We start from the raw sequence: 23,337 nt of genomic DNA, 5'->3' as shown, positions 1-23,337 counted from the left end.
TCAATCCTCTTTTGTCGTTTTGGAACGGCGGCGGCCGAGCGAGACGACGCGGTCCTTGGCCTCCAGCAGCTTCGTTACCTTCGAGCCGAGCAGCAGGAGGGTCGCGAGCCGCTCGGTCTCCAACTGCTTGACGTCCTCGTACCAGTTGGTCAGGCGCTCGATCAGGCCGTACATCTCGCTCATCCGCCCCTGCGCATAGCGTTCGGTGTCGCTTGCCGGCTGCTGCATCAGGATTTCGCGCAGCATCGAGAGCGTCGGATCGACCTCGCGCTTCTTGCGCTCTTCAGCGAGCGTGCGCAGGATCTGCCAGACATCATCCGGCGTCGTGAAGAAGTCGCGGCGGTCGTCGGGCTTGTGCTTGAGGAGCACGAGGTTCCAAGTCTGCAATTCGCGCAAGCTCATGGAGACGTTCGAACGGGAAATGCCGAGGGCTTCGACGATTTCCTCCGCGCAAAGCGGTGCCGGGGAGACGAAGAGCAGGGCATAGATCTGTCCGACCGTGCGGTTGATGCCCCAGCGCGAACCCATTTCCCCAAAATGAAGCACAAAGGATTGTACGAGAGGCGGAAGATTCATGGTGATACCTCGTTGTCAGTGATTTCAGAAATTTCTGAAATCACTGTAACTATAAGCCGGCCTGCTTTTCAATCAGTGTGTCACCCATGCGTCAATCTGCGCGAGCAAACCGATTGCCGGTTTCATTGCTTCCAGACGAATTCTTTGCTCGTCGCTGACCCATGCCGCTGCCCGCTTCCGGAGCCGCGGCTCGCCGGTCTGCAATTGATCTATGTCAAGGGCACACATAAGTCTGCGATACATGTAACCTCCTGGTGCAGAGCCAAGCTCACCGGATTTTTCATGCCTCGGTTATGCAGGTTTGGAACGCGACAGCTTTGACCGAAGTCAAAGCCTTCGCTCGTCAACTACCCCGTCTGCGCAACGTGATCATGCGCAGCAAAATATCGTGCCGTTTAGGCCCGCAACGATGTCGAGCCTTCCATCTGGCCGATCTCCTGTAGATGCGCTGCCACCGCCAGCCGGTCGATCGTTGCAATCGGCAGGTTGACCAGAAGCATGATCCGATTTTTAAGGTAGCGAGCGGCCTGCGCAAAGGCGCGGCCTTTGTCCAATTCGGAGCCTTCCACCTTGGAGGGATCCTCGATGCCCCAATGCGCGGAAGCGGGATGGCCGGGCCATATCGGGCAGACTTCGCCTGCTGCGTCATCGCAGACGGTGATGATGAAATCCATGTGTGGCGCGCCCGGCCCGGCAAAGACATCCCAGCTCTTCGAACTGAAGCCGGAAGAGGGATAGCCCAAGGCTTCGAGTGTTTTTACGGCCCAAGGATTTATCTGGCCTTTGGGAAAGCTGCCGGCCGAAAAGGCTCGAAAGCGACCCTTGCCTTCAGTGTTCAAGATCGATTCAGCAAGGATTGAACGGGCCGAATTGCCCGTGCAAAGAAATAGAACATTATAGACGTGATCATTGCTCATTGCGCTTTCTCCCCCCAGGTCCCGAGTAAAGCAGATGATAGTCACAGCAGCCGATATGCGGATTTCCCGATGGTAGGCGGCGCCCCTCATTCAGGAAGCGCGCCAACCTTCGGAAGCATCGCGGCAACTATACACTATAAGGCGAGAGATGCGTCACTCTTGAAGAAAACGGTTGCGATCAGATGCCGGTCTCAGACCGCAATATGCCGACGCGAACGGCCAATTTTTCTCCGGGACCGTGAACTGCCGCAAAGAGCAGGCCGGCGAGAAAGGTGAAATGATCGATGAAGAAGCCAAATTCCGCTTGAGCGCCGGTCCAGCGGTTTGGCCCGTGGAAGCTGAAGGCAAGGAAGACGACGTAGATGCCGGCAAGCAGCGCGGCTTCGGAGAAGAAGGCTCCCGTCAGCAGGCAGATCGCCAGCGCACTTTCGAAGAAGGCGGCGATCCAGGCGAGGAACAGCGGCAGCGGAAAACCGGCCAATGCGATATAATCCGCCGTCGATTGCATGCCCGCGAATTTGAAGGCGGCCGCCATCACGAAGACGGCTCCGAAGATCAATCTGGCTAGGCAGATTGCGATTGTCTTGCCCATGTCTATATCCTCCGTTGTTCGACTCTTCGGCGATCCATGTTACGGTATCGCCGATCTCATCCCAGGACGGAAGACAGGCCGTGTTTCCGACACGCTGCGGGAAATGTTTTTGCGTTGGCGGTTGGATCGCGTGATCCGAACATCTCATGATGCCCGGTTGGAGTTGCGTAACCAAAATTACTTTGACGATGAACGGATGAGGGTTCCGGTATAGGGGTTCGGGTCATATTGCTTTATGTCGCCAAACGTGTAGCCCCTTTGCTTCAATTGCCGGATGAGGGCTCTAAGCTTTTCCTTGCCGTCGAACCGATCCTGAAACATCTCATCATGCATCAAGAGGATCATCTCATTGCGTTTCATGAACCGGCCATAGGCGAAGAGGTGATCGATTTCGCTGAGCAGGAGATCGACGGATTGCACCGGTTTTCCGTCTCCCGAATGCGCCCATTCGAAGTCCCAGCCATAGATCAGGAATTTCATTGCGGCCACATAGTCATAATCGACCACCTCGCGCTCGTAGCGGGCGGGGTCCATTGAAAGATCGTCCTTGGAATAGTCGATCAGGCGAAAGACATCGCGTCCGGGCAGGCGGGCATAGACCCAGGGCGTCAGGCCAAGCACCGTATTGGCCTTGAGCATATCCGCGACGACAGCGTCGGTGTTGGAATAATAGTCTCTATAGTGATTGTTGGCGTGGCTGTAGCTGTGGTTTCCAACCGTGACCAGAGGCAGCGTCTTGGCGCGCATCAGCAGCGCCCTTTGTTCGGCGCTGGATTCGACATGAAGCCCGACCATGAACATCGCGGCCGGAATCTGCTCTTCGGCGAGGACATCCAGAACATTCGCCGTCCCCGACAATGGCCCGTCATCGAAGGTCAGATAGACAACCCGCCCTGCCGCATTGGCCGACAAGGGGCTACAAAGCAAGGCGAGCGCGGACAGCATCGTGCGAAGGTAATTCCCAATGGACATGGATAGCGCCCCTCGTTTCCCGGCTCGTTATCGCATGTCTATGGCGGCAGTTCCATTGGGACTGCTTTATCGTCTCCTCATCGAGGGAGGCGCCGGCGCGAAGATATCGAAGTTCGAACCGGCGAAGCTGATGGATGCGGGGTCCAGTTATGACTTCCGATTGGCTGAAGCCGGATGAGGAGCGTTCGCCTGCGCGGCGTCCATGCTGTTGAAGAGTTCCTGAACGAGCTGCGTTATCCGCTCCGGGGGTGTCCCCTTGGCGCGTTCTTCTTCGATCCGGCGTCTGACGAGCATTTCCAAATTCGACATATCTATCATCTCCGTTATCCGGCGCGACAGAAGTGTCATCCTCTATGGGCGGAGAGGCAAGTTACGGTTTGTTCATGGATGTTGGGGGACTACCGCATGCGATGCTGGCCGGCCCACCAAGCGGCCTGAACGTGATATCGGAATGCGCCACGTTCAAGAGAAACGTCGCCGCCTGTGCTATTCTCAACTCTGGATGTAACACTGTGAAGAAGCCAGCCAACCGCCGGCATTTCGAGGACGAGGACAAGAGATGAAGCTGTATCACTACACGACGTTTCCTGGTGCTCTTGGGATACTCGGGTCGAGGTCGATGTGGGCGTCCTGCATTCATTTTCTGAACGACAAGGAAGAGTTCCGGCACGGAATTATTCTTGCCTCAGGGATTGCGGAAAGCCTGATCGAGACGCAAGGACCAAATGGAAAGCGATTGCTGGAGAAGATTATTCAAATCCTTCCAGCACTTGCGCGAAACTTCGTCTGCGTTGCCTCCTTTGCCGAGGATGGCGACTTGCTTAGCCAATGGAGGGGATATGCCGTGCCGGGTGGTGTTTCCCTGGGCTTTCAAAAGTCCGCACTGGAAGCAGCTGCGGAACTGCACGGCTTCAAGCTCCTGAAATGCATTTACGGCGATCGTGACAAAGTCGATCTCATCACTGACTACCTGAACATGTTCCTGCAGAACATCGAGACCCTCGAAAACGCAGAGAGTAAAGACATTTGGAACCTTGCCGAGGGCTGGGTCGCGGCTTTCCATGTCTATGCCTCAAGCTTCAAAGATCAGAGCTTCGCGGAGGAGAATGAATGGCGGCTGATCTCAGATCCCATCCCGATAGACCATTCTCAGGTCGCCGTCCGGCCGGGACCTGGCCTTCCCATCCCCTATTTCGATCTCCCGCTGCAGCAAGCGACTGTCGATCGGCAAATCGACCTGGGTTTGGACTCAATTGTGATCGGGCCTCATCGCGAACAGGAATTGGCGGAGAATGCCCTTCGTATCGCTGCCGCAACCAAAAATATCCGCGTCGAGAAATTCACGCGTTCGGCTATTCCATATCGGAGTGTTTAGCTGGGGCGTGAGAAACCTATCCACCATTTCGCTGTGCCAAAGTTAGCGCCGATCATCGCAACGCGTCGATCACCTTCGCTTCTGGTTTGGCAGTGCAGGCTTTGTCGAGAGTATCCCCGAACTTGCTTTCTTTGAGCGCGCCAAGCTTTGGGTCGCTTCTCGTGGCATCGTACAAAGCCGAGATTATATCGAGCATGCCCTGGTGGCTGCTCGAATTATACTCTTTGCAGGTCACAGTGGCTGGGTCGACAGTAGCCGCGCGAAGGGGCGACAGCGCGAGCGTGACGAAGACGAACGATAATGCAAGGATGCGAACCATCTGCCTCTCCATCGTAAGGTGACCGATCCAGGCGACAAACGCTACCCTACCAGATTTCGCGGCAGATGTCCGTGGGGGCTAACCGACATATCCGCGAGATTATGCAGGCACCCGAGCGTTGCGAGCCACCGCCGTCCGCCTCGCTTTCTGCTGCAGATCGACCTGCCAGGACCCATGTCCATCACACGGAAATCCGAATAGCCTCTAGTTTTCACTCGATACGAAATCGAATAACATCTCCGTCTATTACAGATGGTCAAAGAGCATAAGGGATGTCTATGCAGCCGATCCACAACGGGCTCACGAGGGCAGTTGCCCTGGGCATTCTGATTATTTTTCCCGCTGTTTTCTTTGTTTCCTGCTCGACGGTCGGCGGAACCGGCGGCTCATCTCGTCCGGTAACCGCGAGCAAATCGGCAGATCCCGCCAACGCCAAAGACAAAGCGGCCGAACGTCGGCGATGGGAAGAGAGAGTCTAAAGAGATAATCAGCTAGATCCAAGCGGGTCAACACCGGGCTCCTATGGCTCTTTCGGTCCTCGTCTCACTTGGTGAGGGATAGATTTTCAAACTGCTCGGTTGATGTCCGAACCCGATTGAACGGATTTTCATTCAACAATGAGTGGCTACTGGTGCCGTGGCGAATAGATTTCGATCAGCACGGGCGAAGAACCGTAAGCTGACTACCGCAAAATATTGCAGATGAATCAATACGTTAGAATTCTCGCGCTCTCCAAATGCGCGGAATGGGCGATATTGAATTCATTCGATAAATCCCATCACGTCGCAGTGTGAAGCGTACTCGGCCCGGCATGGGTGCGAACCTGTGTCAACGGCTCATCATGAGTGCGAAACGCGATTTAGGTTGCTTTCATCGCCAAACATAAACAAAGAGCGCCGGCGGAGACCGCCGGCGCTCTTTGTCCGTATCGATGTTTGGGCGCCTATCGCTTGCTCTTGCTGCTTCCCGAGGGAAGTGGAAAGTACCGCTCGTAAGCGAGAAGCGCGTCAGCGGCGACGGCGACGTCGCGTGCTTTCGAGATCAGGAAGCGGCAGTGAACCTCGTCTCCCTCTTCGCTCCATTGGAAGACGGCCATATCCTCTTCAATCTCTTTCCGGTGCGCGGCGAAAATTGCCCACTCGCGCGCGCTCTTCGTTGAGAACGTCTTCTCGATAGCGATGCCTGAAGCCTCGACCAGGAACCTGACGAACGTCCACCGATTGGACAGCACGGACTTCGCCCCCTTCGTTCCGATCCTTTTCGGCAGCGCCAACCTCGTCTTTCGCCCCGACATCTCGTTGTAAAGGGACCGCCATAGGGCCTGCATCCGTTTCCCAGGCTCCGTTCTGACGCCGAGCACCCTCTCCAGCGAACGCCGATCGACCATGTAGAGCCTGTCGGGAGCGACGACGTCCGCGAGTTCACGAGGGATCCCCAGCTTCCGCAGCGCCTGTTCTAACCCGAGGAAGGAGCACCCGATTTCTTCCTGAAACATGCGCGCGTTTACGTACCGGTCGTGGAACTCCTCGAAGGATTGCCGTTCCACGACCACCGACGTCTGGTGCGTTCGAGACTTGAGCACGCCATAGGCGATCAGGGCTGCGATCTGCGGTCGTGGCAGTCCTACTGTGACGGCCGCCTCCGCCATTGACAGGTCGCCGTCGAAGTCGCGCCTGACCCGCCATCCCCGTTTCCTCGGATCCACGAACCGCCACGACATCAGCCCCCGGCGCGGATCGGTAGGCGTGGAGGGCGAGATCTCCCCCTTCAGGACCCGGTCGATCACCGCGGCCTGGGAAAGTCCTCGCTTTTCGGCGAACTTGTGAAGACCTGACGTTTCTCCGTCCGTGGGCGCGATGGTGGCCGATCCTGCAAGCGAACTCAGCCGTTCTACGTCGGCGCGACGGGTCGCGATGCCGCCTCCCTTATGACCGAAAAGCCTCGTGCCTTCAAACGTGCGGAGATGGCCGAGAGTGGAAAGCTCGCGCACAACGGGTAGTCCGCAGCCGAGGAGCGTCGCCGCTTCCCGGAGCGAGACGAGCTCGCCGACGAATGCTTCGACCCGCGTCACGTCGCTCTCGGCCAGGAACCAGTGGAAGTCCGCTTCGCCGCGAACGATGCCAAGATGAGCCACGATCGCGCGTACCCCGTCGACATGGATTCCCGTGCGCCGGGACAGCTCTCTCAGCGTCGTTCCCCTGTGCGCCAGGGACCTGTCGCCAAGCCCCATCCGTCCGATGTGACCGATCTTCACGAAGGCCCGCTGCAGACTGGCATGAAGACGTGGCCACGCCGGACCCTTCACGTGCGTTCTTCCCTCGACGAACCACCCCGTCGACTGCGTCAGTCCGTTGAGCTGTCCGGACGCCGGAGCGTTTGCTTCGAACCAGTCGGCAAGGCGTGCCACGAGATGCTCGTCGTCCCGACTGACGGCATCGTAGCCCTTGCGGAAGTCCGTGCTCTTCTTCGGTGGTGCCTGGAAGCTGAGCGGGTTGCTCAGCAGACGTCCGACCGCTCCGCAGACGTCTACCACAATTCCCAGGTCGACGTCGTCGAGGAGCGGACGAAGGCGCGTGTCGCCGATGTCGACGCCCAGTCTCTGGAGGAGGTACACTTCGAAGGAGTCCTTCTCGCAATCTCGCGGCGATGTGACTGCCATCCTTTCGCCATCGGGAGCGTGCTCGAAATCCGGCCACCACCATTTTACGACGTGGCCTTCCATGGTCCGAGACCGGACAGGCATTTGGTGAAACGGACAGACTGTGAAGCTGGCGATGTCCCACCACGCCCTGTGCCAGGGACCTTCTGCAAGGCATGCCGGGCAGAACCTTCGACGCACGTGGGAATAGTGGGACTGTCGGACGCGCTGCCCCGAAAGGATCACCCATCCCGGTTCGTCGACCGGAGTCCAGCGGCGAAGACTTTCGCGGTAGCTTCCGGCAAGAGGCAGTTTCAAGACCTGCTCCAGAAGCGAGGCCGGACGCACGTTTCGACCATTGATCTCCAGATCGTCGGCATAGACCCGAGCGCTGACGTGGTCCTGCTCGCGCACAAGCCGGACGAAATACGCGTTAGCGGGTTCGCCAAACTCGGGCTTGGCCTCCCAGGAGGAGAACGGGAGCGGTCGGGCGTCGGTCATCGTGCACCTCCCTTGCGGAAGTACTCGTAGTCGTCGCCCGCCTTGGGCCGAAGGGCTGCCTCCTCGTATAGATGCTCGAGAAGGATGCGCGAGCTTCCCGCCGCGATTGCTCTGACCGCGGCGTAGCGCACGAGGTTCATTACCCGTCCGATCATCCCGTCGGAATATCGGTAAAGGTCTCCCGCTACCGCAACCCCGTCCAGGCCCGACAACTCTCGGAAAGGCAGCCGCGCGTCGACCTTCTTCATAAGCATGCGGAACATCTCGAACTCGGCGACGCTGTCGCCCAGGGGGCGCAGCATCTTGTGGGGAAACCCGCCCCGGCCACTCAGGAAGGCGTGGCCACCGATGAACTCGTCGATCTTTTCCTCGCCGACGAGCAGGACGTTCAGCGCCTGTGAATCGGCCAGAAGCTTTAGAAAGCTCATGAAATGCTTCATTTCAGTTCTGGTTCGTCCAAAGAACAGGTACTGTGCGTCGTCAATGATCAGAAGTTCGCATTCCAGCCGAACCAGTCGCTTGATGGCGTTTCTGATGACTACCGGGGTCTTCAGCTTACCTGGCACGGACTGTGCGCCGGTCGCGAAGTAGACGAGTTCGGCCATCGACGTCGGTGTCATGTCGTCGGAGGCGGGGATATAGACGACAGGATAGCGTTCGCCATCCTCCGTGATCCGGACAGGCCACTTCGAACGATAATACGTGCAGACGGCGGTCTTGCCCACGCGGGTCTCGCCAAGCAAGCCTCCAATCGTCCCGACGTCGGGGAGTCCGATGTCTCTGTCGCCGACGTCGTCGGCTCCGATCAGGTCGTCGGGCTTCGCCGGGTGATGGAAGCGCGCGGCGAACTCGACCATTTCGTCGAAGATGGGGTAGGGGGCAAGCAGCTCGCGCACCAGGCGCTGCCGCTCCGAGATCGAGAGCTTGCTCGCGACGAGGCGGGCAGCGGCGTCCCTATAGGGAGCCGTGTGGAAGTTGAAGGCCGGCGAGCCGCTTTCTGCGTTGGTTTTACCTGTCATCGTTTTTCTCCTGTCAGTCGTCCCAATCCGGGAGGTTGGCTGCAATCTCGCTGATGTCCCTATGTCCTCCGGTGTCGTCCGGCGGTTTCTCGGCCCTGGCCGTCTTCCGCCTGGCGGCCTTCGGCTTCGCTGGCGGAGCCGGGCCGACCTCCGGAACGCTGTCTGGCGTGACGTTGGAAAGCGCGTCGGTCAGCGTCTCGTCGTCCTCGCCGTCGAAGATCATCGACCCGTAGGTCTTGGCGATCGCCGACGCGTTCATCATCGGCGGCGGGGTCTCCGCCTCCGGTTTCGCGATGTCCATGCGGCCGTCGGCAGTGATGCGGGCCATCTCGACCACGCGGCCGCGTCGGTGCAGGCTTTCGTTCTGGTTGTAGAAGCGGGCCAGCGCGGTAGCGGGGTCGTGCTTCTTCCGCCACTTGTTGATGAGGTCCATCATCACCTTGTGGAGCGCTTCCTTCGCCGCGAGGAGGTCGACGTTGTTTTCGGCTTCGCGCTGAAGCTTGAGCTGGTATTTCCTGATCTGCCTGTGCTGGAACAAGGTCAGGCCGTTCGCGTAGTCCGCGTCCCGGTCGATCACCTCGCATTCGACGATGCACATGCGGTACGGGTCCTCGACCCAGATGCGGCCCAGGTTGTTGGGATCGCGGGTCGCCTTGTACTTCGGCGCCTCGACGCCCTTCTTCGCACGGCGGTTTTCGCTATGGGAGTAGATTGCGAGCAGCTCGGGGTGGAAGTACTTGATGCCGTCCCAGCGAACGCCGTCGGCCTGGACCGTCACCTTGCCGACTTCGCCGCCGAGACGTGCGAACAGCGTCCGATCCATCAGCGGACGGCGGGGCGCGTCCTTCATCTTGGATGTCCACAGTTCCGCGGGCACCCCAGCCCACGTCGTTACGTCGCCGTGCAGGCCCTGACGCGGCGTGTAGTGGTAGTGGCGGGCAAGATAGTAGTCGAGCATGCCGCGCAGCTCGCCAAGCGAGATGACCGGGATGGCGACGGGTTCGCCATCGTCGAACAGGTCTCGAATCTCGGGCGAGCTCATGGTGGTGCCGGGGACGCCGTGGAACAGGTCCTCGTTGAAGGTGCTGAACGTGTGTTCGAGCGCGCCCTTCAGCCATGGCTCCGCGGGGCGGTATTCCACGATCGAGAAGCCGAACGCCTTCGACGCGGCCTCGATCGACTTGCCGAGAAACTCGAGCGCGTTGTCGACGCCTAGCCGGCGGAACATGCCCCACCACGGATAGGTGCATCCCGGCGGAAGGAGGGCGGGATCCTTCTCGAAGATCGCGTGCTCCATGCCCTCGAGAAAGGAAGCGAAGCTCGGGCCAGCGAACGAAATCGACCGGCCGAGCACGATGCCGGTCGCACGGTCCCTGAAGACGATGAGATGAGGCCGCCCGAAGGCGACCGCGAACTTCTCGTCGTAGACCACGACGTCGACGGTGGTGTAGTCGACGTCGACGATGTCGAGCGGTGCGAAGGGAAGGTTGCGGCGCAGATAGAGGCGGTTGCGCACGGCCGCCTTCTCGGGACCGAAGCGAAGGAGGTCGCGCGTATATAGATCGACGGAGGCGAAATGCGTCTGGATCGTCGTCCGTCCGATCTTGAGCCGGCCCGCTTCGTCGATGACGTAGTCGCGAACGGTGAAGAAGCGCTCGTCCTCCTTCACCAGACGGTTTAGCTCCTGGCCAACGGTCTTGTAGGTGCCCTTGAGCGCCGACCATCCACAGTAGACCGCCTCCTGGAGGGCGTCGTAGACGAGCTGCGGAAACCGGAGGGTCTGATTGCCTACGCGGGTCGCGTAGGCAAAGTTCATCAGGCGGTCAAAGGAGCTTCCGTTCTCGTCGGCGAGGATCTGGTCGCGAATCCAAGTGTAGCCGGGACGCTGCTCGCCTCGACGGTCTGCGACCTCCTGAAGGACGCGCATCGTTGCTTCCTTGGGGATCCTGTTCGTGCCAGACAGGTCCCATTCGGCATAGACGGCGTCGACGTACTCCATTGCACGTTCCGCGACCGCGCGCTCCTCCTCGTGCAGCATGAGCGAGGTGCCGGGGAGGAGGCGTCCGAAGGCGTGGTCCGGCGATGCGGGGCAGACGCGCTTCGCCCTCTCGAGCTTCGCGATCTGGGAGTTCGACAATGGGATCTGCTCGCTCGTCTCCGTACGGACGAAGATCGCGAGCTTGCCGCCTGAAGCGGCAAATTGGATCCATTCCTTGAACCGGACGACCGAGTAGCCGCGCTTGCTCTCGTTGAAGAGCTGCAGGGTGTCGCCCGGCTTGAAGTCGTAGAACTGCCCATCCAGTTCCCCCGGCTCGCGCGGAGGAATTTCCAGGTCGGCGAAGGTGAGCACCGGATTAAGGAATTCGAACTGCTTCGAGCGCATGGACATCGGTCAGGCCTTCGCGCGCGTCACCCGCGTCCTCGGCGAGAACGGACGCGAGATGTCGAGTTCGATCTCGCCCCGGTAGGCGAGCTGCATGCAGGCGGTGAAGACGACGTTGACTTCCGGCACGACGCGGAACGCACCTGCCGGCTCGTCCTCCCATCGAGCGACGAGGGCGTTCGGCGCGGACATTCTGCACAGTTCTCCGATGGTGGACGGCAGCGGCTGACGCATGATCGCCCTGCAGGTCTCGTCGATGCCAGCGTGCTGGTAGGGCAGCGGCTTGTGCGCCTCCATCAGGTTGAGATTGCTGAAGCGCGGCTGGATGTAGATAGACCGCTCGTCGTGCACCGCATACTCGGCGCCGTACTGCTCGAGATGCAGCCGCAGCTCGGCCGTCCTCTGCTTCAACCAGGGGAGGTCCTGCTGGAGGCGGAAAGGGATCCAGTCGACGAACACGACCTTGCCGCTTGCCTGCAGCACGCCGACATCCGGGATATGGCTCCGACCGACTACATTGCCGTCGCCGTTGGCCGACAGGAAGTCGAAGGTGGTTGGGTAGGCGGCGATCGCGACGACGTTCGGATCGGTGTCGAGGTGGACGAGGCCGTCGAGCATTAGCGGCAGCCTTGTTCTGATCATCCCCGTCGAGCGGCACTTTTCGGTCGGGAACCTTCCCCGCATGTTGCGGTGACGGATCCTGGGCTTGTAAGTCTTCACCGGCTTGTGCTCGGGGCCGAACACGTGCTTCCAGAGGGCGTCCAGGCGGGTCTGACGAGCGACTTCACTCAGCATTTACAATCTCCTTGCCTAATTGGGAGAGATGGAAACGGCGCACGGCGATCGTGTCGAATTCGATCTCTGGCACCAGTACGAGCGGGGACGTGCCGAGGAACGAGAGACGTTCCAACAGCTCGGCCCGGATGTCGAAGAATGGAAGCTCGGTCGTTCCGAGCTTCCGAAAATGGGGTTCCATAGACTGCTGTTTCATCGGTTTCCCCTACAGGTCACGCGGCTGCGGTCGCCGGGCCACGCGTGGTACCCAGAGAGCTGGCGGGCCTGCGACGGGATGGGGGCAATGGACGGACTTCACCGAGCTGCGGTCGGAAGCGCACGACGGTGTGCTGCGAGAACCGACGGTTCATGTCGACCTGGACTTGACCCGCCATGGCAAGCTGCGCGACAGCGGTGAAGACCGGGCCAGTCTCGTCCGACCAGTCGGACGATAGGACGATCGGCCTCACGCGGCGCATAAGGTCGCGAATACTCAGAGGGAGAGGCTGCTTGAGAATGCTCCGAGCGATTCGATCGTAGTCTGGATGCTGGCCAGCAACCTTTCTAAGCGACCACATGTGGCGGCGGTTGTCGAAGTGCGGCTGCTGACGAATGGTCTTTTCGTCGAGAAGGACGTAGTGGGCTTGGAGACCTTGGTAGTGTGCCTTCAGATCGTCCGTCCGTTGGTCGATCCCTGGGCGCTCGGCCTGGTTCGCCGTGCTCATCACGTCGATCACGGCCACCAAGCCGTCGCGCATGAGTACCGCCAAATTCGGCACGTGACTGCGGATGGTCGGCTCCCCGTTGGTCGCGACTGTCCAGTACTCCACCTCTTCCGGGTACTCCGCGATCGCAATCACGTCCGAGTTGACGTCCAGATGGGTCAGCAGATCGTGCATGAGGGGTTCCCGCGTCTGGAGGAGACGGCTGACCGACTTCGAGGTCGGGAACCACATGGGAGGCTTGCAGGAAGACTCCAGCTTGATGCTCCGGTGCGCGATGTTGTCCGCGGAGAAGACGTGTTTCCAGTGCGCCTTGTTCTGCAGCTTCTTTTCGAATTCCATTACTGCCTTCCTTCTTCTGGCCGGAAGCACCATGCGGACATGGCTTTCCCGTTCGCGCTCCGGGCCTCGGAAGCGACGTTGTTTGCATCAGGTTTGGTCGGTGGCTGGTGGAGCCGATCGGCCGGGTACGGGACCCATTTGGCGTATCCGGAGCTTCCTGACAAGATCTCTTCAGCCAAAATCGACGGCAATAAAATGTTGCCGTATCAATGGCTTAGTGCCAATGCGAATCCTTACCGAGTGCGCGAATCCTTGCTGAAGGCGAAAGGATTCGCCCTCTCGTTCCCAGGTATTTTCGTTTCGGCGGGAGGAGCGGAAGCCGGCGTCGGAAAAGGACTTTTCCGCACTCGTGGGATGCCCGCCGCAAGGATTCACGAATCCATGCGCAACGAGCGAACCATCGACGACATGACGAAGGATTCGAGGCACAGGAGGCGTCGAAATCCGTTAACCAAGATCGAACGATTGTTGCTCGGACTGCCGAATTTTCTGACCGGAAAGGAGGTCACGCGCTTCGTCTCGGGTCATCAAGCCCGACCGACGGTACCTATTCGTATCTGCAACGTGGCCATCACATGTCTCCTCAGGGAAACGAAGAAGGACATCCGCCGCTGTCATCACGGGATCATATGGATGTCGTGCGAGGCATATGTTCTTATTTCGTTCGCGGCGTCAAGGACCTTCGCTTAAGATCTTGTAGATGCCCGAATGCTATGCGGTCGCTTCATAAGGAGTGCCCGATGATCATCGTTTTCTTCGAATATAACGCAAGGCCGATTTTCTTCGGCGTCACCACGGGAAAGCAGGTGACACGCTGCTCCCTATCCCGTGAGGAAATCGCAAACGAACTATATGATCTCCAGCAAGCCGAGTGGGAAGAAGGAGCCGACATCCCGAAACCAGAAGAAGTCCAGGGCGTTGCCCGAAGGGAGCCCGCTTTCGTCGACGGCCGATGGGTTCTGCTAGACGTTGTCGACGGTGTAATATTCGTGGTGGCGAACTTGGGAAGTGGGTTGGACTACTTTCTTATGCAGGCCGCGGCACCGAACGAGGTCTATGCCGCCGAAGACGAAACCGATGCTTACGACGCCGCCGAGCGTTTCAGCTCAAATATCGCTGACACCTCTGTGCCGATGCCGCGTCGCCGCTTCTAGGATCGCCGCAGGTATCTTCCCACGCTTGATCTCAATCTTGACGGCGGCATGGTCCAGATTGAGCAACGAGCCCTGTCCAAGGACCTTTTCCTTGTCGAAATCTACTCGGACAAGGTCGCACACGCGCAGGATTTCTTCAGTCAGATTTTTTTGTGTGGGAAGAGACGCCAACTGATCCAACGCGGCCCGAGCGGTCGTAACATCTCCCATTTTCTGGGAGATTCGAGCGATGCCCAGCAGCCTTTCCTGCGCAGTTCTTTCGGGCCGCTTTTTCGGCAGGTAGGCACCGCGACCGAGCGGGTCCGGCGTTACAGATCTCGTGGAGTGTGGTGTTCTTAGATCGTCCATCCGCACAGGATGCGGCTCAAGCCTGCCGGCATCAATGCTTCGGAAGCCGACAAGCGCGCACGGCGTCCACCACCGGCACCACAAGGGCTAGTCCAGACTTGTAACGACCCGTCCGATTGCAACTTCCACTTCCATTTTCAGCAACAAGTAGTAAAAGATTCAAACCCTTCCGGAACGAGTCTCCTTGCCAAAGCCCACACTAACGACGGTAGCATCGAAACAGCCTCGCGAAACCGCGGGCTCCTCGGCGTTCAAGGCCTTCGACTACCAGGTGAACGTGTCGATGGCGCTGGTTCTCGACCTCTTCAGACAGGGCAAGGAATTCGTCGCCCTGTTCGATCATCACGACGACCTCGTCGTCTTCGTCGGGGAGGGGGAGAACTCCGAGTTGTCCTTCTACCAGGTAAAGTCTAGCGGCGAACTCACATGGACTGCGAAGAGGCTCGCTCGGCGAAGCCCCAAAGGCGAGCTGCCAAAATCCATCGTCGGCAAGGCGTACTACAATGTCGCTCAGTTCGGACCCGAAATCCGACGGGCGTCGATATTGTCCAATAGGCCGTTGAGCGCCACCTTGGCGACGGCAACGAAATCCGATCTCCACGACGGCGAGCTTTCGGTCGCCGAGCTCTGCTCCGCCGATCAGGATGCGCTGATGAAGGCGTTGGAGGCGGACTTCCCTGCCGGCTTCGACAAGACCTACACGACGCTTCTGACCTTCGAGCGCGTTCCCTTCGACCTGGAGAGCTATCGCGCCACGGTGCTTGGCAGGATCGTAACGATGCTGGAAGAACTCGACCCGGACTTCGTAGCGGTCTCCAGCCCCTTCTATACGGCCCTCTTGGCCGCTGCCGGTGAGTGCACCGGCAACAAGACGAAGTCGGCGACAGTCGAAGAACTCCGCAAGCGCGTCGCCCTCGATCGCGAGGCGATCAGTCGTCTGATCGTCCGGGTTCAAAGCAGGTCGAAAAATCTCGTCGAGTGGTGGCCTACCGTGAACGACGAACTCGCTGACGACGGAATGCGTGCGCTGCAGATCCAGCGCATCAAGAACAGGTGCATGTCCTACGTCAACGCACGTCGCGCAGGTGACCGGACGGCCGCCAAGCTGAGCGCGGCGATCGGCGACGCCATCGGCAAGACCTCGGTGAGCGATATGGACAGCGTGCTCGAAGCGGCCATAGCCTTGAAGGCCCACGGTATAAACGAACCCGCGTCGGAGCTCTACGATCTCCAGTCCGCCATGATCGTCGAACTGATGGAAGCCATGACATGACAGAAGACGACACGACGAGACTGCGACGCGTCCTTCGAAAACTGAGCGAGAGCAGCAATGCCAACGGTAAAATTCATAAATCTCTACCTGTTGTCGCAGGTCGAAAAGAGAGCGTTGCACGTACCATTGCACTCGCAAAAGCTGTTGATCCAAGGCGCAAACGGCTTTGGAAAATCGGTCATAATGAAGAGCCTGTACGAGGCCCTGGGAGCGACGCCGAACAAGATTGACGATCGCTGGAAGAGTGCCAACGTCTCAAGCTGCCTTGAATTCGAGTTCGCGGGATCGACCTGGTTTTCGGTGAAGGCGCATGGCGTCCATTCGCTCTTCGACGAAAAGGGCGACAGACGGTTCTGGGGTCAGCGGCTGGTCAAGGACTGGGGGCCGAAGCTTGCGGAGTTCTTCGGCTTCAAGCTGGAGATGGTGGACAAGGACGGCGATACGCTGACCCCTCCGCCCGCGTATCTGTTCGCGCCGTTCTACGTCGACCAGGACGGAAGCTGGGACAATACCTGGGTTTCCTTCCGCAAGGACTTCTACCTGCCGGAAAGCGCGGTCACGCTTGCCGACTATCATTCCGGCATACGGCCGGACGGCTATTATGCCGCCAAGGCAGAGCTGACCAAGGAGAAGATCGTCCTCTCCAGTCTGGAGACCGCCGTCGAGACGCTGCGTCAGGCGATGACCCAGATCGAGGAGATCGAAGGCACGACGCCGACCTACGACCTGCAGGAATTCGCCAGCGAGTGCGAGGACCTCGTCGCGGAAAGCGAACGGCTTCTTGTCCTGCAGTCAGACCATCGCCGCACGGTATCCGACCTCCATGAGGAATCGCACCTCGTCAGGGCCGAGGCGGTCCTCCTCAAGAACGCGCTCAATGAAATGCGGGGCGAGTTCGAACTGGCGTCCTCATTGCCGCGGCAGGTCGAGTGCCCGACCTGCGGGCACGAGTATCAGAACTCCCTTGTCGAAAGATTCGCATTGATCGAGGACGAGGGTGTCCTGTCGAAAGCGCTGACCGACGCCCAGTCGAAGCTGGAGAGGCTGGTCGAAAAGGAGAGGGCCGAGCGCGGCAAGCTCGAAGCGATCAGCGCAAGCCTCTCGCGCGTCCAGAAGATCCTCGATACCCGGAAGCAGTCGCTGTCCCTAAACGACGTGCTCGTTGCGGCCGGTAAGACGGAGGCTGCCAAGCTCCTTCGGGTATCGTTGAACGAGAAGATCGTGGCGGCGGATGGCTCCAGAACCAGAACCGACACCCTGCGCGCTTCTATGAACGAGTTCACTGACAGGACGCGCACGTCGGACATCAGGAAGTTCTATCGCACCCGTCTTTCGATGTATTCGCAGGAACTGGACGTCCATCTCGACGATCCGGACAAGCAGTCGATCGTTTCCATCAGCGTGGCGCGCGGCAGCGAAGGCCCGCGCGCGCTACTGGCGTACTATTACGCCTTCCTCCACACCAAGATCAAATTCACGACGAACGTCAGGTTCCCCGTAGTCATCGACTCCCCGAACCAGCAGGGTCAGGACAAGGTTCATCTTCCCCAGATGGTGAAATTCATTTTCGAACACGTTCCAGACGACGCGCAGACGATCGTCGCGACCGAGGACGCTTCGGGACTTGATTTCGAGGGCGTCACCATCGCCACTTACGGCGAGGCGAAGCGCCAAGTTCTTCGAGAGAAGGAGTTTGAAGAGGTGAAAGCCGTCTTCGATCCGTTCTTCCAGAAGATCCTCGCGATGGAGTAGGCGACGGTTGCGTTTCACTTGCGCGCGTCTGTAAATAGATGAACGCCAAAGGATTCCCGACCAGCATTGGTCCTGCCACAACATGAGAGTGCCTGATGAGGTTGACCGAACTCGAGATCAAGAACTTCCGCAGCTTCGAGCAGCGCAGTTTCAGATTTCATCCGGAGTTCAATCTAATCATCGGCGAGAATGCTTCCGGCAAGACGACCGTCCTGGAAGCGGCCGCGGTCGCGGTCGGCTCGTGGCTGCTGGGATTCAACGGTCCCACTTCGCGCAACATACGTGAGAGCGATGTCCGATACGTCCTCGACAAGGTCGAGACCAGAGCACGGCGCCTACCTCAATATCCTGTCGAGATTATCGCCGCCGGCGACGTTGATCACATTGAAGCACCGCTTACCGAGCACCTGCGATGGCGTCGAGAATTGAAAGGTCCCAAACGGAAGACGACGCAGACCGATACTGAGAACTTGCAATCGGCCGCGCGGCGTTACGAACGGGCTCTTATGATGGGCGAGCGCCCGACGCTTCCGGTCGTTCGCTACTTCAGCGCAGGACGTCTTTGGGAACCCGAAAAACGCGTGACCAGCGGCCGTAGCACCGACACTGATTACCGCGATGTCGTCGACAAATATTTGGACTCCCTTCGATCGCCCCTGGTCGGATACGAATCCAGCATGGACCCTGGAAACAGCTCGAAGAAGCTCGTTTGGTGGATGGTCGAGGAGCGACGGATCGAGCTCGACGAAGGACGCGAATCTGCGTTTTTACAGGCGGTCTACGGCGCGATCCACTCGATGATGCCTGAACTCGCGTCGGTCGCCGTCAACCTGTCTCTCAAGGATTTGGTTTTGCAATACGCCGAGGGCCGCTCCGTGGCCTTTTCGGACCTCAGCGATGGTTACCGCAATGTCGTAGCGATGGTTGCCGATCTGGCCATCAAGATAGTGATGCTCAATCCCCATCTCGGTGCCGAGGCTCTCGCCAAAACCGACGGCGTTGTCATGATCGACGAACTCGACCTGCATCTCCATCCGAAATGGCAGCGTCGGATCGTGGACGATCTTCGGCGGACGTTCCCGAATGTGCAATTCATCTGCACGACCCATTCGCCGTTCATCGTCCAATCCCTGCGCTCCGGCGAGGAACTGATCGTCCTCGATGGACAAGCGATCCCGGACGTCGCGAACTTGTCGATTCAGGAGGTCGCCGAAGGCTTGATGGGCGTCGACGACAGCGGCGTCAGCCGCAGGTACGGCGAGATGAAAGACACCGCGCGAGAACTTCTTGAAGAGATCGAGGAGAATCGGCCGATACCGAAGGAGTCTTTTGGCGAGTTCAAGGCGAAGCTGGCCGAGGCGACCGCTCCATACGCTGACAATCCGGCCTATCAAGCCTTTCTTGAGATGCAGCTTGCCGCAGGCAAGTACGAATGAGACCCATTCGACGGAACCTCTCGCCTCAAGTGGGCGACTTCAATCCTTACGGGGATGCCAGGGACCACCTTCGAGGGCGCATCGGCTGCTATTGCAGCTTTTGTGAGAGACGTGTGGATTCCAACCTCGCGGTGGAACACATCCAAGCCAAAGCTATACCTGCCTACGCCCACCTGGAGGGACGGTGGACCAACTTCCTTCTTGCCTGCGGGAACTGCAATTCATCGAAGGGATCGAAGCCGTTCGCTCTAACGGACGTGCTCCTTCCGGATCGTGACAACACGTTTTTGGCATTCGACTATACCGACGACGGGAAAGTTTCGGTGCGCGCGGGTCTCACGGCACCTCAGACCGCGGCGGCGACCAGAACCCTCGAGCTTGTCGGCCTTGACAAGGTGGTCACGCCCTTCATGGACGGCAACGAGAAGCTCGTCGTCACGGACCGAATATCGAAGCGACAGGAAGCTTGGGGACACGCGGTTGTCGCCAGGCGGAACTTCCTGAAGAATCCGGACGACGAAGACCTTCTCGAGATGGTATCCAACAGCGCGATCAGCGAGGGCTGCTTCAGCATATGGATGAAGGTATTCGAGGATCAGCCGGCTGTTCTGGCTCGGCTCGTAAACGACCACCCAGGGACGCGTGAGAGTGGCTGCTTTGATCCCGCTACTAGCGCCGCCAACTCGCCCCATCCAAACGCCGACGGGCTCGCCCACGGCCGAAAGCTCTGAACCTGTCCCCGAACGAGGCTCTGGCGTCATAGGTGCGAATCTGGCATCCGGATGCCATGCAACCAGTTTCCGAATTCCTGAAAAGCCTCCCCGGCGTCGCGCCACGCAAGGCATACACCCTTGTCATGGAGGGAGACCTGCTGTCGAGGGAGCTGAAACGCGACCTTCATCCCCGCAGCGATAGCCTCTTCGATCTGGTCACGGTGATCGGCCCCGACGCGGCGGCCGCGATCTTTCAGGCGTACAAGGAAGGCTTGCTTCCAATGCAGAAGGGGAAGTCACCGCAGGAAGCGCCGGAGGCCGAAGCATACGCCCGCGACGACGAGCCATTGCGGGAGGAAATCCGAGAGCGCAAGCGCAGGAAGGACTGCGTCGAAGCTGTAGCTCTCATGCGCGAGAGCGATTTTCACGACCATCACCTCATGAACCGCGTCTTCTTCAAGAACGCTGGGCCGGGGCCGGGCAGCCTGACACTGGCCGGCATTCCGGTTCACAAGGACATCCGCGGCTTCTCCAGCAACAGCGGGAAGACTATCGGCTACGAGTCCATCTTCACCTGGACGGGCAGCGACGGCGTCGCTCGCAGCTCCGGTTCGGGACTTCCGTTCGAGGCGTTCAACCGCCGGAACGATGAGAAGCGGAACTGGGGACTGCACGAGTAGAGCGGATCCCGGAGCAGCAGGAGCCGTTAATCGAGCTCAGGCAGATGACGCGCGGCGATAACTTTGTCGAAGACTACGGCGACGTCGGCCTGACGCTCCGAGAGCACCCCATCGCATTCCTTCGGCGGGATCTCCAGAAGCGCAACATCGTCACCTGCGGCGACGCCATGAATGCCTGCGAACGCCGTTGGCTTCTGACGGCCGACTTGTTTTCGTCCGTCAGAAGCCCGGCTCCGCGAAGGGCGTTGTTCATCACGATCGAGGACAAGACCGGCCCGGCGCACGTCGTCATCTGGCCCTCGCTCTTCGAGAGACGCCGTCGGATCGTCGTCCGGGCTTCCACGATGGCGATGAACGGCTGCATCCAGAGAGGAGGCGATGTCGTCCATGTCTTGCACAACAGCTTTACGACCTTTCCGGCGACCTGTGGCGTCTGGCCGATCGGGAAATCGACGTAAAGAATCCGATGGCAGGGGCGATGAGTTCGCACACGGGTCGCCGGGTCAAAACGTAATGTCGCGGCACCCTGGTTGGCCATGGTTAACCTGGCTGCTGTTGAAATCGCCGCGGCAAGTCAGTCTTTCATTTCTTGCCATTGTGCATTTTCCACTGGAGTACCATTGATCGGCGACGTCGTTCCGCACCCCCTCTACAGTGATGAATGCGTCGACCCAAGACCTGCCCTCACCAAGACCGCGCACCGGTGTCCAGGTGTTAATTCTGACAAGGGCCGCTGTTAAGTTCATGTCGATAAATGATGCACGATCGCCGCTCGCCGGAACAGCGGAGTAAAAATCCATTTTCATGTGGCAGAAGGAATAGCCTGAAGGCAGTTGAAGATCATAGAACGTATTCTCTCCGCCCTGAGTGACGTTGGGAATAAAATCCATTGCCATTTTAGCGGACCCTTCCGGAATCCCGAACTCTGCCAGCGCCGCATCTAAGGCGCCGTTGCAGATCTCATTACCGGTGCACTCACGCAAAACAGTTCCAAGATTTTTAGCTGCGCGCTCCGGGTTGATTCTGGTGGCGATGACGACGATGTCGTCAGTATTTGATATGGCGGCTGCCTGTGTATTGCTTCCTGGAACGGGAATAACAGAAAGACCAGGCGGCGGTGGGCCAAGCGGCGGCACCAAATTGAATTCCGCGTTGGCGTGCGAGGCCGCGAGCAAGGCAGACGAGTAGAAGCATATTGCCGACAGGTTCTTTAAGTTCATCTTTTCATCCTTTGGTGATTTCAAGGCCGAACGTTCATTTTATACTTTTCCACAAATAGGTTGTGTTCTATTTACCTGTGCTCATGAGCTATATATTCTGTCATGATTCTTTTTTTCTTATAGCATTCACGTAAACACATTGGCCTCCTCCAATTGAGGTAGAAGTCACAAGCCTGCTATAGCCCAGACAGGTTCGGACTAGGTCGTGAACGACTTATTACGTTCAAAGGAACGGAAACGACGGAGCATTTGCGTGGACAGGACCGGCCGCGGCCTGTTCTCGTCTGCGCTGGTGGCTTTTCTAGAAATCGTTGCCTTCTATCCGGATCGCCGAACCGCCTCCCCCAAATCATGAGACTGGGCGGAGGCATGCGCGGGGAAGAGAAGGCTTGTATCTGACGAGTGTCGACACGTTGAACCGATACCCAGCATCCTCAGTTGAGCTTGTTGAGTAGCGCAATCAACTGTCCCTGCTTGGAGGTGTCGGTTTTCGCAAAGATAGCTCGAAGATGCGTCCTGGCAGTCTCATATGTGACATTGCAGACGTCCGCGACATGGCTCAGTTCCTTACCGGTGGCAAGTAGGCCCGCAATCTTGGCTTCGGTTCCAGTCAAGCCAAATAAAGCACGTGCGACGCGCAAGTCGCCCGGACGTCGATTCTCGTCGGGATCGACCAGGATTCCGATCGCCCATCCCGTATTGAAGACATCCAGCAGGTTGCCGCGCAGTCTTTGTATTTTCAAAACAAGATCGCGCCTGCCATCCCGCGCCAGTCTGACGAGGCCATCACCATTCACTGTTCCACCTGGGTTCAGAATGGCGTCGCATGCGGCCGCTTTCACACGGGCGCCGTCTCCACCGCGCGCGGTGGAGATCCGGCCTTGCTTGAGATTGACACCATGCGTGAGCATGGTTTCTGCTTTCGCATTGACCCGGATGATGTTGCCGGCCCGGTCGAAAAACAGTCCTGCGACGTCCATGAGATCGAATGCGTCGTGCATCGCTTCTATTTTTGCGTGCGCAAGTTTTCGAGCCACCGTTCCGGCGACCGACATCTGATTGCGAAAGCGGTGCAGGATCGCCTGCTCCTCATCGGAGAAGGGGGCATCGCCAAGTCCCCGATTGAGGAGAACGGCGTAGAGATCGTTCTCTATGTTGATGCCGACATAAGCGCCATAAAAGAAACCGTGTGGACGCAGGAACTCCTGATAATATGGATCGGTTCGGTATTCTTCTTCCGTCGCGCAATCCTTGTCGGTCATGATCCCCTTGCGTTCTAGAGCAGGAATGCCTCGCGCGCGAACACAGGTTTTGTAGAGTTCGTGTCGAAGATAGAACTCCGTCATTTCCCTCGCGTTGTGGGTGAATTCGATGGAACCGGGTACCTGGGCGCGAATGGGCATGACGTTTGCTCCAGCCGCACCTCCCCCTCGTGCAAAAACATCCAGCGCATCGTGCCAAGATGCGATGCCAATGGACGCCTCGAAGAATAGATCGGTGGCCTTCCCCAGTAGCCCTATATCCACGCCTACCGCCTCGGGTTGGAATTCCCGGAACATGATAGCGACTTGGTCACAATATACGCCGTTTGTAAACGGCCTGTCGATGCTGCGCCCTTCTCCCGTCGCCGG

Annotated in this window: 25 protein-coding genes and 1 pseudogene; 11 read left to right on the top strand and 15 right to left on the bottom strand. The window is 58.8% G+C overall.

Translation table 11 applies throughout. From position 1 onward, the window contains the following. From QA648_RS11080 to QA648_RS11060, 5 genes are all read right to left on the bottom strand, one after another. On the bottom strand, positions 1-576 hold the full coding sequence (locus tag QA648_RS11080) for a GbsR/MarR family transcriptional regulator (protein WP_104823915.1): 576 nt from the start codon (positions 574-576) through the stop codon (positions 1-3). A 395-nt stretch (positions 577-971) separates the two neighbouring features. Further along, complete coding sequence (locus QA648_RS11075; protein WP_104823914.1) at positions 972-1,493, bottom strand: arsenate reductase ArsC; 522 nt, start codon at positions 1,491-1,493, stop codon at positions 972-974. 178 nt (positions 1,494-1,671) lie between these two features. Then, positions 1,672-2,085, bottom strand: coding sequence for a DoxX family protein (locus tag QA648_RS11070; RefSeq protein ID WP_283046900.1), 414 nt, complete (start codon positions 2,083-2,085; stop codon positions 1,672-1,674). A 177-nt stretch (positions 2,086-2,262) separates the two neighbouring features. After that, the gene (locus QA648_RS11065) at positions 2,263-3,057 is read right to left on the bottom strand and encodes a polysaccharide deacetylase family protein (RefSeq protein WP_283046899.1); all 795 of its coding nucleotides are present in this window, start codon (positions 3,055-3,057) and stop codon (positions 2,263-2,265) included. A gap of 147 nt (positions 3,058-3,204) precedes the next feature. Continuing rightward, a complete protein-coding gene (locus QA648_RS11060; RefSeq protein ID WP_283046897.1) occupies positions 3,205-3,366 on the bottom strand; it encodes a hypothetical protein in 162 nt (53 codons plus the stop codon). Positions 3,367-3,616: 250 nt separating this feature from the next. Here QA648_RS11060 and QA648_RS11055 point away from each other — a divergent pair, with 250 nt between their 5' ends. Then, positions 3,617-4,432 (top strand): DUF2971 domain-containing protein, encoded by an 816-nt coding sequence (locus QA648_RS11055; RefSeq protein ID WP_158704487.1) that lies wholly within the window; start codon positions 3,617-3,619, stop codon positions 4,430-4,432. Positions 4,433-4,484: 52 nt separating this feature from the next. Here QA648_RS11055 and QA648_RS11050 read toward each other — a convergent pair whose 3' ends face one another. After that, the gene (locus QA648_RS11050; RefSeq protein ID WP_260303089.1) at positions 4,485-4,751 is read right to left on the bottom strand and encodes a hypothetical protein; all 267 of its coding nucleotides are present in this window, start codon (positions 4,749-4,751) and stop codon (positions 4,485-4,487) included. Positions 4,752-5,023: 272 nt separating this feature from the next. Between QA648_RS11050 and QA648_RS11045 the strand changes: the two genes are divergently transcribed. Continuing rightward, positions 5,024-5,230: a hypothetical protein gene (locus tag QA648_RS11045; protein ID WP_283046893.1), complete on the top strand. Its 207-nt coding sequence runs from the start codon at positions 5,024-5,026 to the stop codon at positions 5,228-5,230. Between the two features lie 464 nt (positions 5,231-5,694). On the opposite strand, the gene QA648_RS11040 is transcribed toward QA648_RS11045, so the two are convergent. The 6 genes from QA648_RS11040 to QA648_RS11015 are packed head-to-tail and all read right to left on the bottom strand — an operon-like array spanning position 5,695 to position 13,130. Continuing rightward, positions 5,695-7,890: a TniQ family protein gene (locus QA648_RS11040; RefSeq protein WP_283046892.1), complete on the bottom strand. Its 2,196-nt coding sequence runs from the start codon at positions 7,888-7,890 to the stop codon at positions 5,695-5,697. After that, positions 7,887-8,909: an ATP-binding protein gene (locus QA648_RS11035; RefSeq protein WP_283046890.1), complete on the bottom strand. Its 1,023-nt coding sequence runs from the start codon at positions 8,907-8,909 to the stop codon at positions 7,887-7,889. The genes QA648_RS11040 and QA648_RS11035 overlap by 4 nt, the downstream gene beginning before the upstream one ends. A 13-nt stretch (positions 8,910-8,922) precedes the next feature. Next, entirely contained in the window at positions 8,923-11,298 is a 2,376-nt protein-coding gene (locus tag QA648_RS11030; RefSeq protein ID WP_283046888.1) for a Mu transposase C-terminal domain-containing protein, read from the bottom strand. Between the two features lie 3 nt (positions 11,299-11,301). After that, the gene (locus QA648_RS11025) at positions 11,302-12,087 is read right to left on the bottom strand and encodes a hypothetical protein (RefSeq protein ID WP_283046887.1); all 786 of its coding nucleotides are present in this window, start codon (positions 12,085-12,087) and stop codon (positions 11,302-11,304) included. Next, positions 12,077-12,283, bottom strand: coding sequence for a hypothetical protein (locus QA648_RS11020; RefSeq protein ID WP_283046885.1), 207 nt, complete (start codon positions 12,281-12,283; stop codon positions 12,077-12,079). The genes QA648_RS11025 and QA648_RS11020 overlap by 11 nt, the downstream gene beginning before the upstream one ends. 16 nt (positions 12,284-12,299) lie before the next feature. Then, complete coding sequence (locus QA648_RS11015; protein WP_283046883.1) at positions 12,300-13,130, bottom strand: hypothetical protein; 831 nt, start codon at positions 13,128-13,130, stop codon at positions 12,300-12,302. Positions 13,131-13,169: 39 nt separating this feature from the next. Between QA648_RS11015 and QA648_RS11010 the strand changes: the two genes are divergently transcribed. Together QA648_RS11010 and QA648_RS11005 are read left to right on the top strand one after the other, a co-directional pair. Continuing rightward, positions 13,170-13,820, top strand: a complete 651-nt coding sequence (locus QA648_RS11010) for a hypothetical protein (RefSeq protein WP_283046881.1) — start codon at positions 13,170-13,172, stop codon at positions 13,818-13,820. Positions 13,821-13,870: 50 nt separating this feature from the next. Further along, the gene (locus tag QA648_RS11005; protein ID WP_283046880.1) at positions 13,871-14,284 is read left to right on the top strand and encodes a hypothetical protein; all 414 of its coding nucleotides are present in this window, start codon (positions 13,871-13,873) and stop codon (positions 14,282-14,284) included. Here QA648_RS11005 and QA648_RS11000 read toward each other — a convergent pair. Beyond that, complete coding sequence (locus QA648_RS11000; RefSeq protein ID WP_283046878.1) at positions 14,237-14,632, bottom strand: hypothetical protein; 396 nt, start codon at positions 14,630-14,632, stop codon at positions 14,237-14,239. The two genes, QA648_RS11005 and QA648_RS11000, sit on opposite strands and share 48 nt — an antisense overlap. A 184-nt stretch (positions 14,633-14,816) precedes the next feature. On the opposite strand from QA648_RS11000, the gene QA648_RS10995 reads away from it, so the two are divergent. The 7 genes and pseudogenes from QA648_RS10995 to dnaE2 all read left to right on the top strand — a co-directional run. Further along, positions 14,817-15,905, top strand: a complete 1,089-nt coding sequence (locus QA648_RS10995) for a dsDNA nuclease domain-containing protein (protein ID WP_283046877.1) — start codon at positions 14,817-14,819, stop codon at positions 15,903-15,905. Continuing rightward, a complete protein-coding gene (locus QA648_RS10990) occupies positions 15,902-16,135 on the top strand; it encodes a hypothetical protein (RefSeq protein ID WP_283046875.1) in 234 nt (77 codons plus the stop codon). The genes QA648_RS10995 and QA648_RS10990 overlap by 4 nt, the downstream gene beginning before the upstream one ends. Further along, positions 16,089-17,657: a hypothetical protein gene (locus tag QA648_RS10985; protein ID WP_283046873.1), complete on the top strand. Its 1,569-nt coding sequence runs from the start codon at positions 16,089-16,091 to the stop codon at positions 17,655-17,657. Before QA648_RS10990 ends, QA648_RS10985 begins: the two co-directional genes overlap by 47 nt. Positions 17,658-17,752: 95 nt before the next feature. Beyond that, the gene (locus QA648_RS10980; protein WP_283046871.1) at positions 17,753-19,093 is read left to right on the top strand and encodes an AAA family ATPase; all 1,341 of its coding nucleotides are present in this window, start codon (positions 17,753-17,755) and stop codon (positions 19,091-19,093) included. Positions 19,094-19,206: 113 nt separating this feature from the next. Beyond that, a complete protein-coding gene (locus QA648_RS10975; protein ID WP_283046870.1) occupies positions 19,207-19,824 on the top strand; it encodes a hypothetical protein in 618 nt (205 codons plus the stop codon). A gap of 56 nt (positions 19,825-19,880) precedes the next feature. Then, a complete protein-coding gene (locus QA648_RS10970) occupies positions 19,881-20,486 on the top strand; it encodes a hypothetical protein (protein WP_283046868.1) in 606 nt (201 codons plus the stop codon). 5 nt (positions 20,487-20,491) lie between these two features. Beyond that, a pseudogene (gene dnaE2 / locus QA648_RS10965) lies at positions 20,492-20,990 on the top strand (error-prone DNA polymerase); the annotation flags it as partial. Here dnaE2 and QA648_RS10960 read toward each other — a convergent pair. Both QA648_RS10960 and QA648_RS10955 read right to left on the bottom strand, forming a co-directional pair. After that, on the bottom strand, positions 20,990-21,706 hold the full coding sequence (locus tag QA648_RS10960) for a hypothetical protein (protein ID WP_283046866.1): 717 nt from the start codon (positions 21,704-21,706) through the stop codon (positions 20,990-20,992). The pseudogene dnaE2 and the gene QA648_RS10960 overlap by 1 nt on opposite strands. A gap of 434 nt (positions 21,707-22,140) precedes the next feature. After that, positions 22,141-23,265, bottom strand: a complete 1,125-nt coding sequence (locus tag QA648_RS10955) for a LuxR C-terminal-related transcriptional regulator (protein ID WP_283046865.1) — start codon at positions 23,263-23,265, stop codon at positions 22,141-22,143. Positions 23,266-23,337 lie beyond the last annotated feature (72 nt).

This window comes from Rhizobium sp. CB3171 (assembly GCF_029714265.1).
Lineage (GTDB): Bacteria > Pseudomonadota > Alphaproteobacteria > Rhizobiales > Rhizobiaceae > Rhizobium.
The sequence above is the reverse complement of the archived record's forward strand: the minus strand, read 5'-3'. Positions and strand labels throughout refer to the sequence as shown.

Coding starts and splice junctions, on each gene's coding strand:
- QA648_RS11025 (WP_283046887.1), bottom strand. CDS start 12,087: ATGCTGAGTGAAGTCGCTCGTCAGACCCGCCTGGACGCCCTCTGGAAG.
- QA648_RS11005 (WP_283046880.1), top strand. CDS start 13,871: ATGATCATCGTTTTCTTCGAATATAACGCAAGGCCGATTTTCTTCGGC.
- QA648_RS11060 (WP_283046897.1), bottom strand. CDS start 3,366: ATGTCGAATTTGGAAATGCTCGTCAGACGCCGGATCGAAGAAGAACGC.
- QA648_RS11070 (WP_283046900.1), bottom strand. CDS start 2,085: ATGGGCAAGACAATCGCAATCTGCCTAGCCAGATTGATCTTCGGAGCC.
- QA648_RS10955 (WP_283046865.1), bottom strand. CDS start 23,265: ATGTTCCGGGAATTCCAACCCGAGGCGGTAGGCGTGGATATAGGGCTA.
- QA648_RS10960 (WP_283046866.1), bottom strand. CDS start 21,706: ATGAACTTAAAGAACCTGTCGGCAATATGCTTCTACTCGTCTGCCTTG.
- QA648_RS11040 (WP_283046892.1), bottom strand. CDS start 7,890: ATGACCGACGCCCGACCGCTCCCGTTCTCCTCCTGGGAGGCCAAGCCC.
- QA648_RS11045 (WP_283046893.1), top strand. CDS start 5,024: ATGTCTATGCAGCCGATCCACAACGGGCTCACGAGGGCAGTTGCCCTG.
- QA648_RS11075 (WP_104823914.1), bottom strand. CDS start 1,493: ATGAGCAATGATCACGTCTATAATGTTCTATTTCTTTGCACGGGCAAT.
- QA648_RS11055 (WP_158704487.1), top strand. CDS start 3,617: ATGAAGCTGTATCACTACACGACGTTTCCTGGTGCTCTTGGGATACTC.
- QA648_RS10990 (WP_283046875.1), top strand. CDS start 15,902: ATGACAGAAGACGACACGACGAGACTGCGACGCGTCCTTCGAAAACTG.
- QA648_RS10970 (WP_283046868.1), top strand. CDS start 19,881: ATGCAACCAGTTTCCGAATTCCTGAAAAGCCTCCCCGGCGTCGCGCCA.
- QA648_RS11050 (WP_260303089.1), bottom strand. CDS start 4,751: ATGGTTCGCATCCTTGCATTATCGTTCGTCTTCGTCACGCTCGCGCTG.
- QA648_RS11035 (WP_283046890.1), bottom strand. CDS start 8,909: ATGACAGGTAAAACCAACGCAGAAAGCGGCTCGCCGGCCTTCAACTTC.
- QA648_RS10980 (WP_283046871.1), top strand. CDS start 17,753: ATGAGGTTGACCGAACTCGAGATCAAGAACTTCCGCAGCTTCGAGCAG.
- QA648_RS11020 (WP_283046885.1), bottom strand. CDS start 12,283: ATGAAACAGCAGTCTATGGAACCCCATTTTCGGAAGCTCGGAACGACC.
- QA648_RS10985 (WP_283046873.1), top strand. CDS start 16,089: ATGAAGAGCCTGTACGAGGCCCTGGGAGCGACGCCGAACAAGATTGAC.
- QA648_RS11015 (WP_283046883.1), bottom strand. CDS start 13,130: ATGGAATTCGAAAAGAAGCTGCAGAACAAGGCGCACTGGAAACACGTC.
- QA648_RS11080 (WP_104823915.1), bottom strand. CDS start 576: ATGAATCTTCCGCCTCTCGTACAATCCTTTGTGCTTCATTTTGGGGAA.
- QA648_RS11010 (WP_283046881.1), top strand. CDS start 13,170: ATGGCTTTCCCGTTCGCGCTCCGGGCCTCGGAAGCGACGTTGTTTGCA.
- QA648_RS11000 (WP_283046878.1), bottom strand. CDS start 14,632: ATGGACGATCTAAGAACACCACACTCCACGAGATCTGTAACGCCGGAC.
- QA648_RS11065 (WP_283046899.1), bottom strand. CDS start 3,057: ATGTCCATTGGGAATTACCTTCGCACGATGCTGTCCGCGCTCGCCTTG.
- QA648_RS11030 (WP_283046888.1), bottom strand. CDS start 11,298: ATGTCCATGCGCTCGAAGCAGTTCGAATTCCTTAATCCGGTGCTCACC.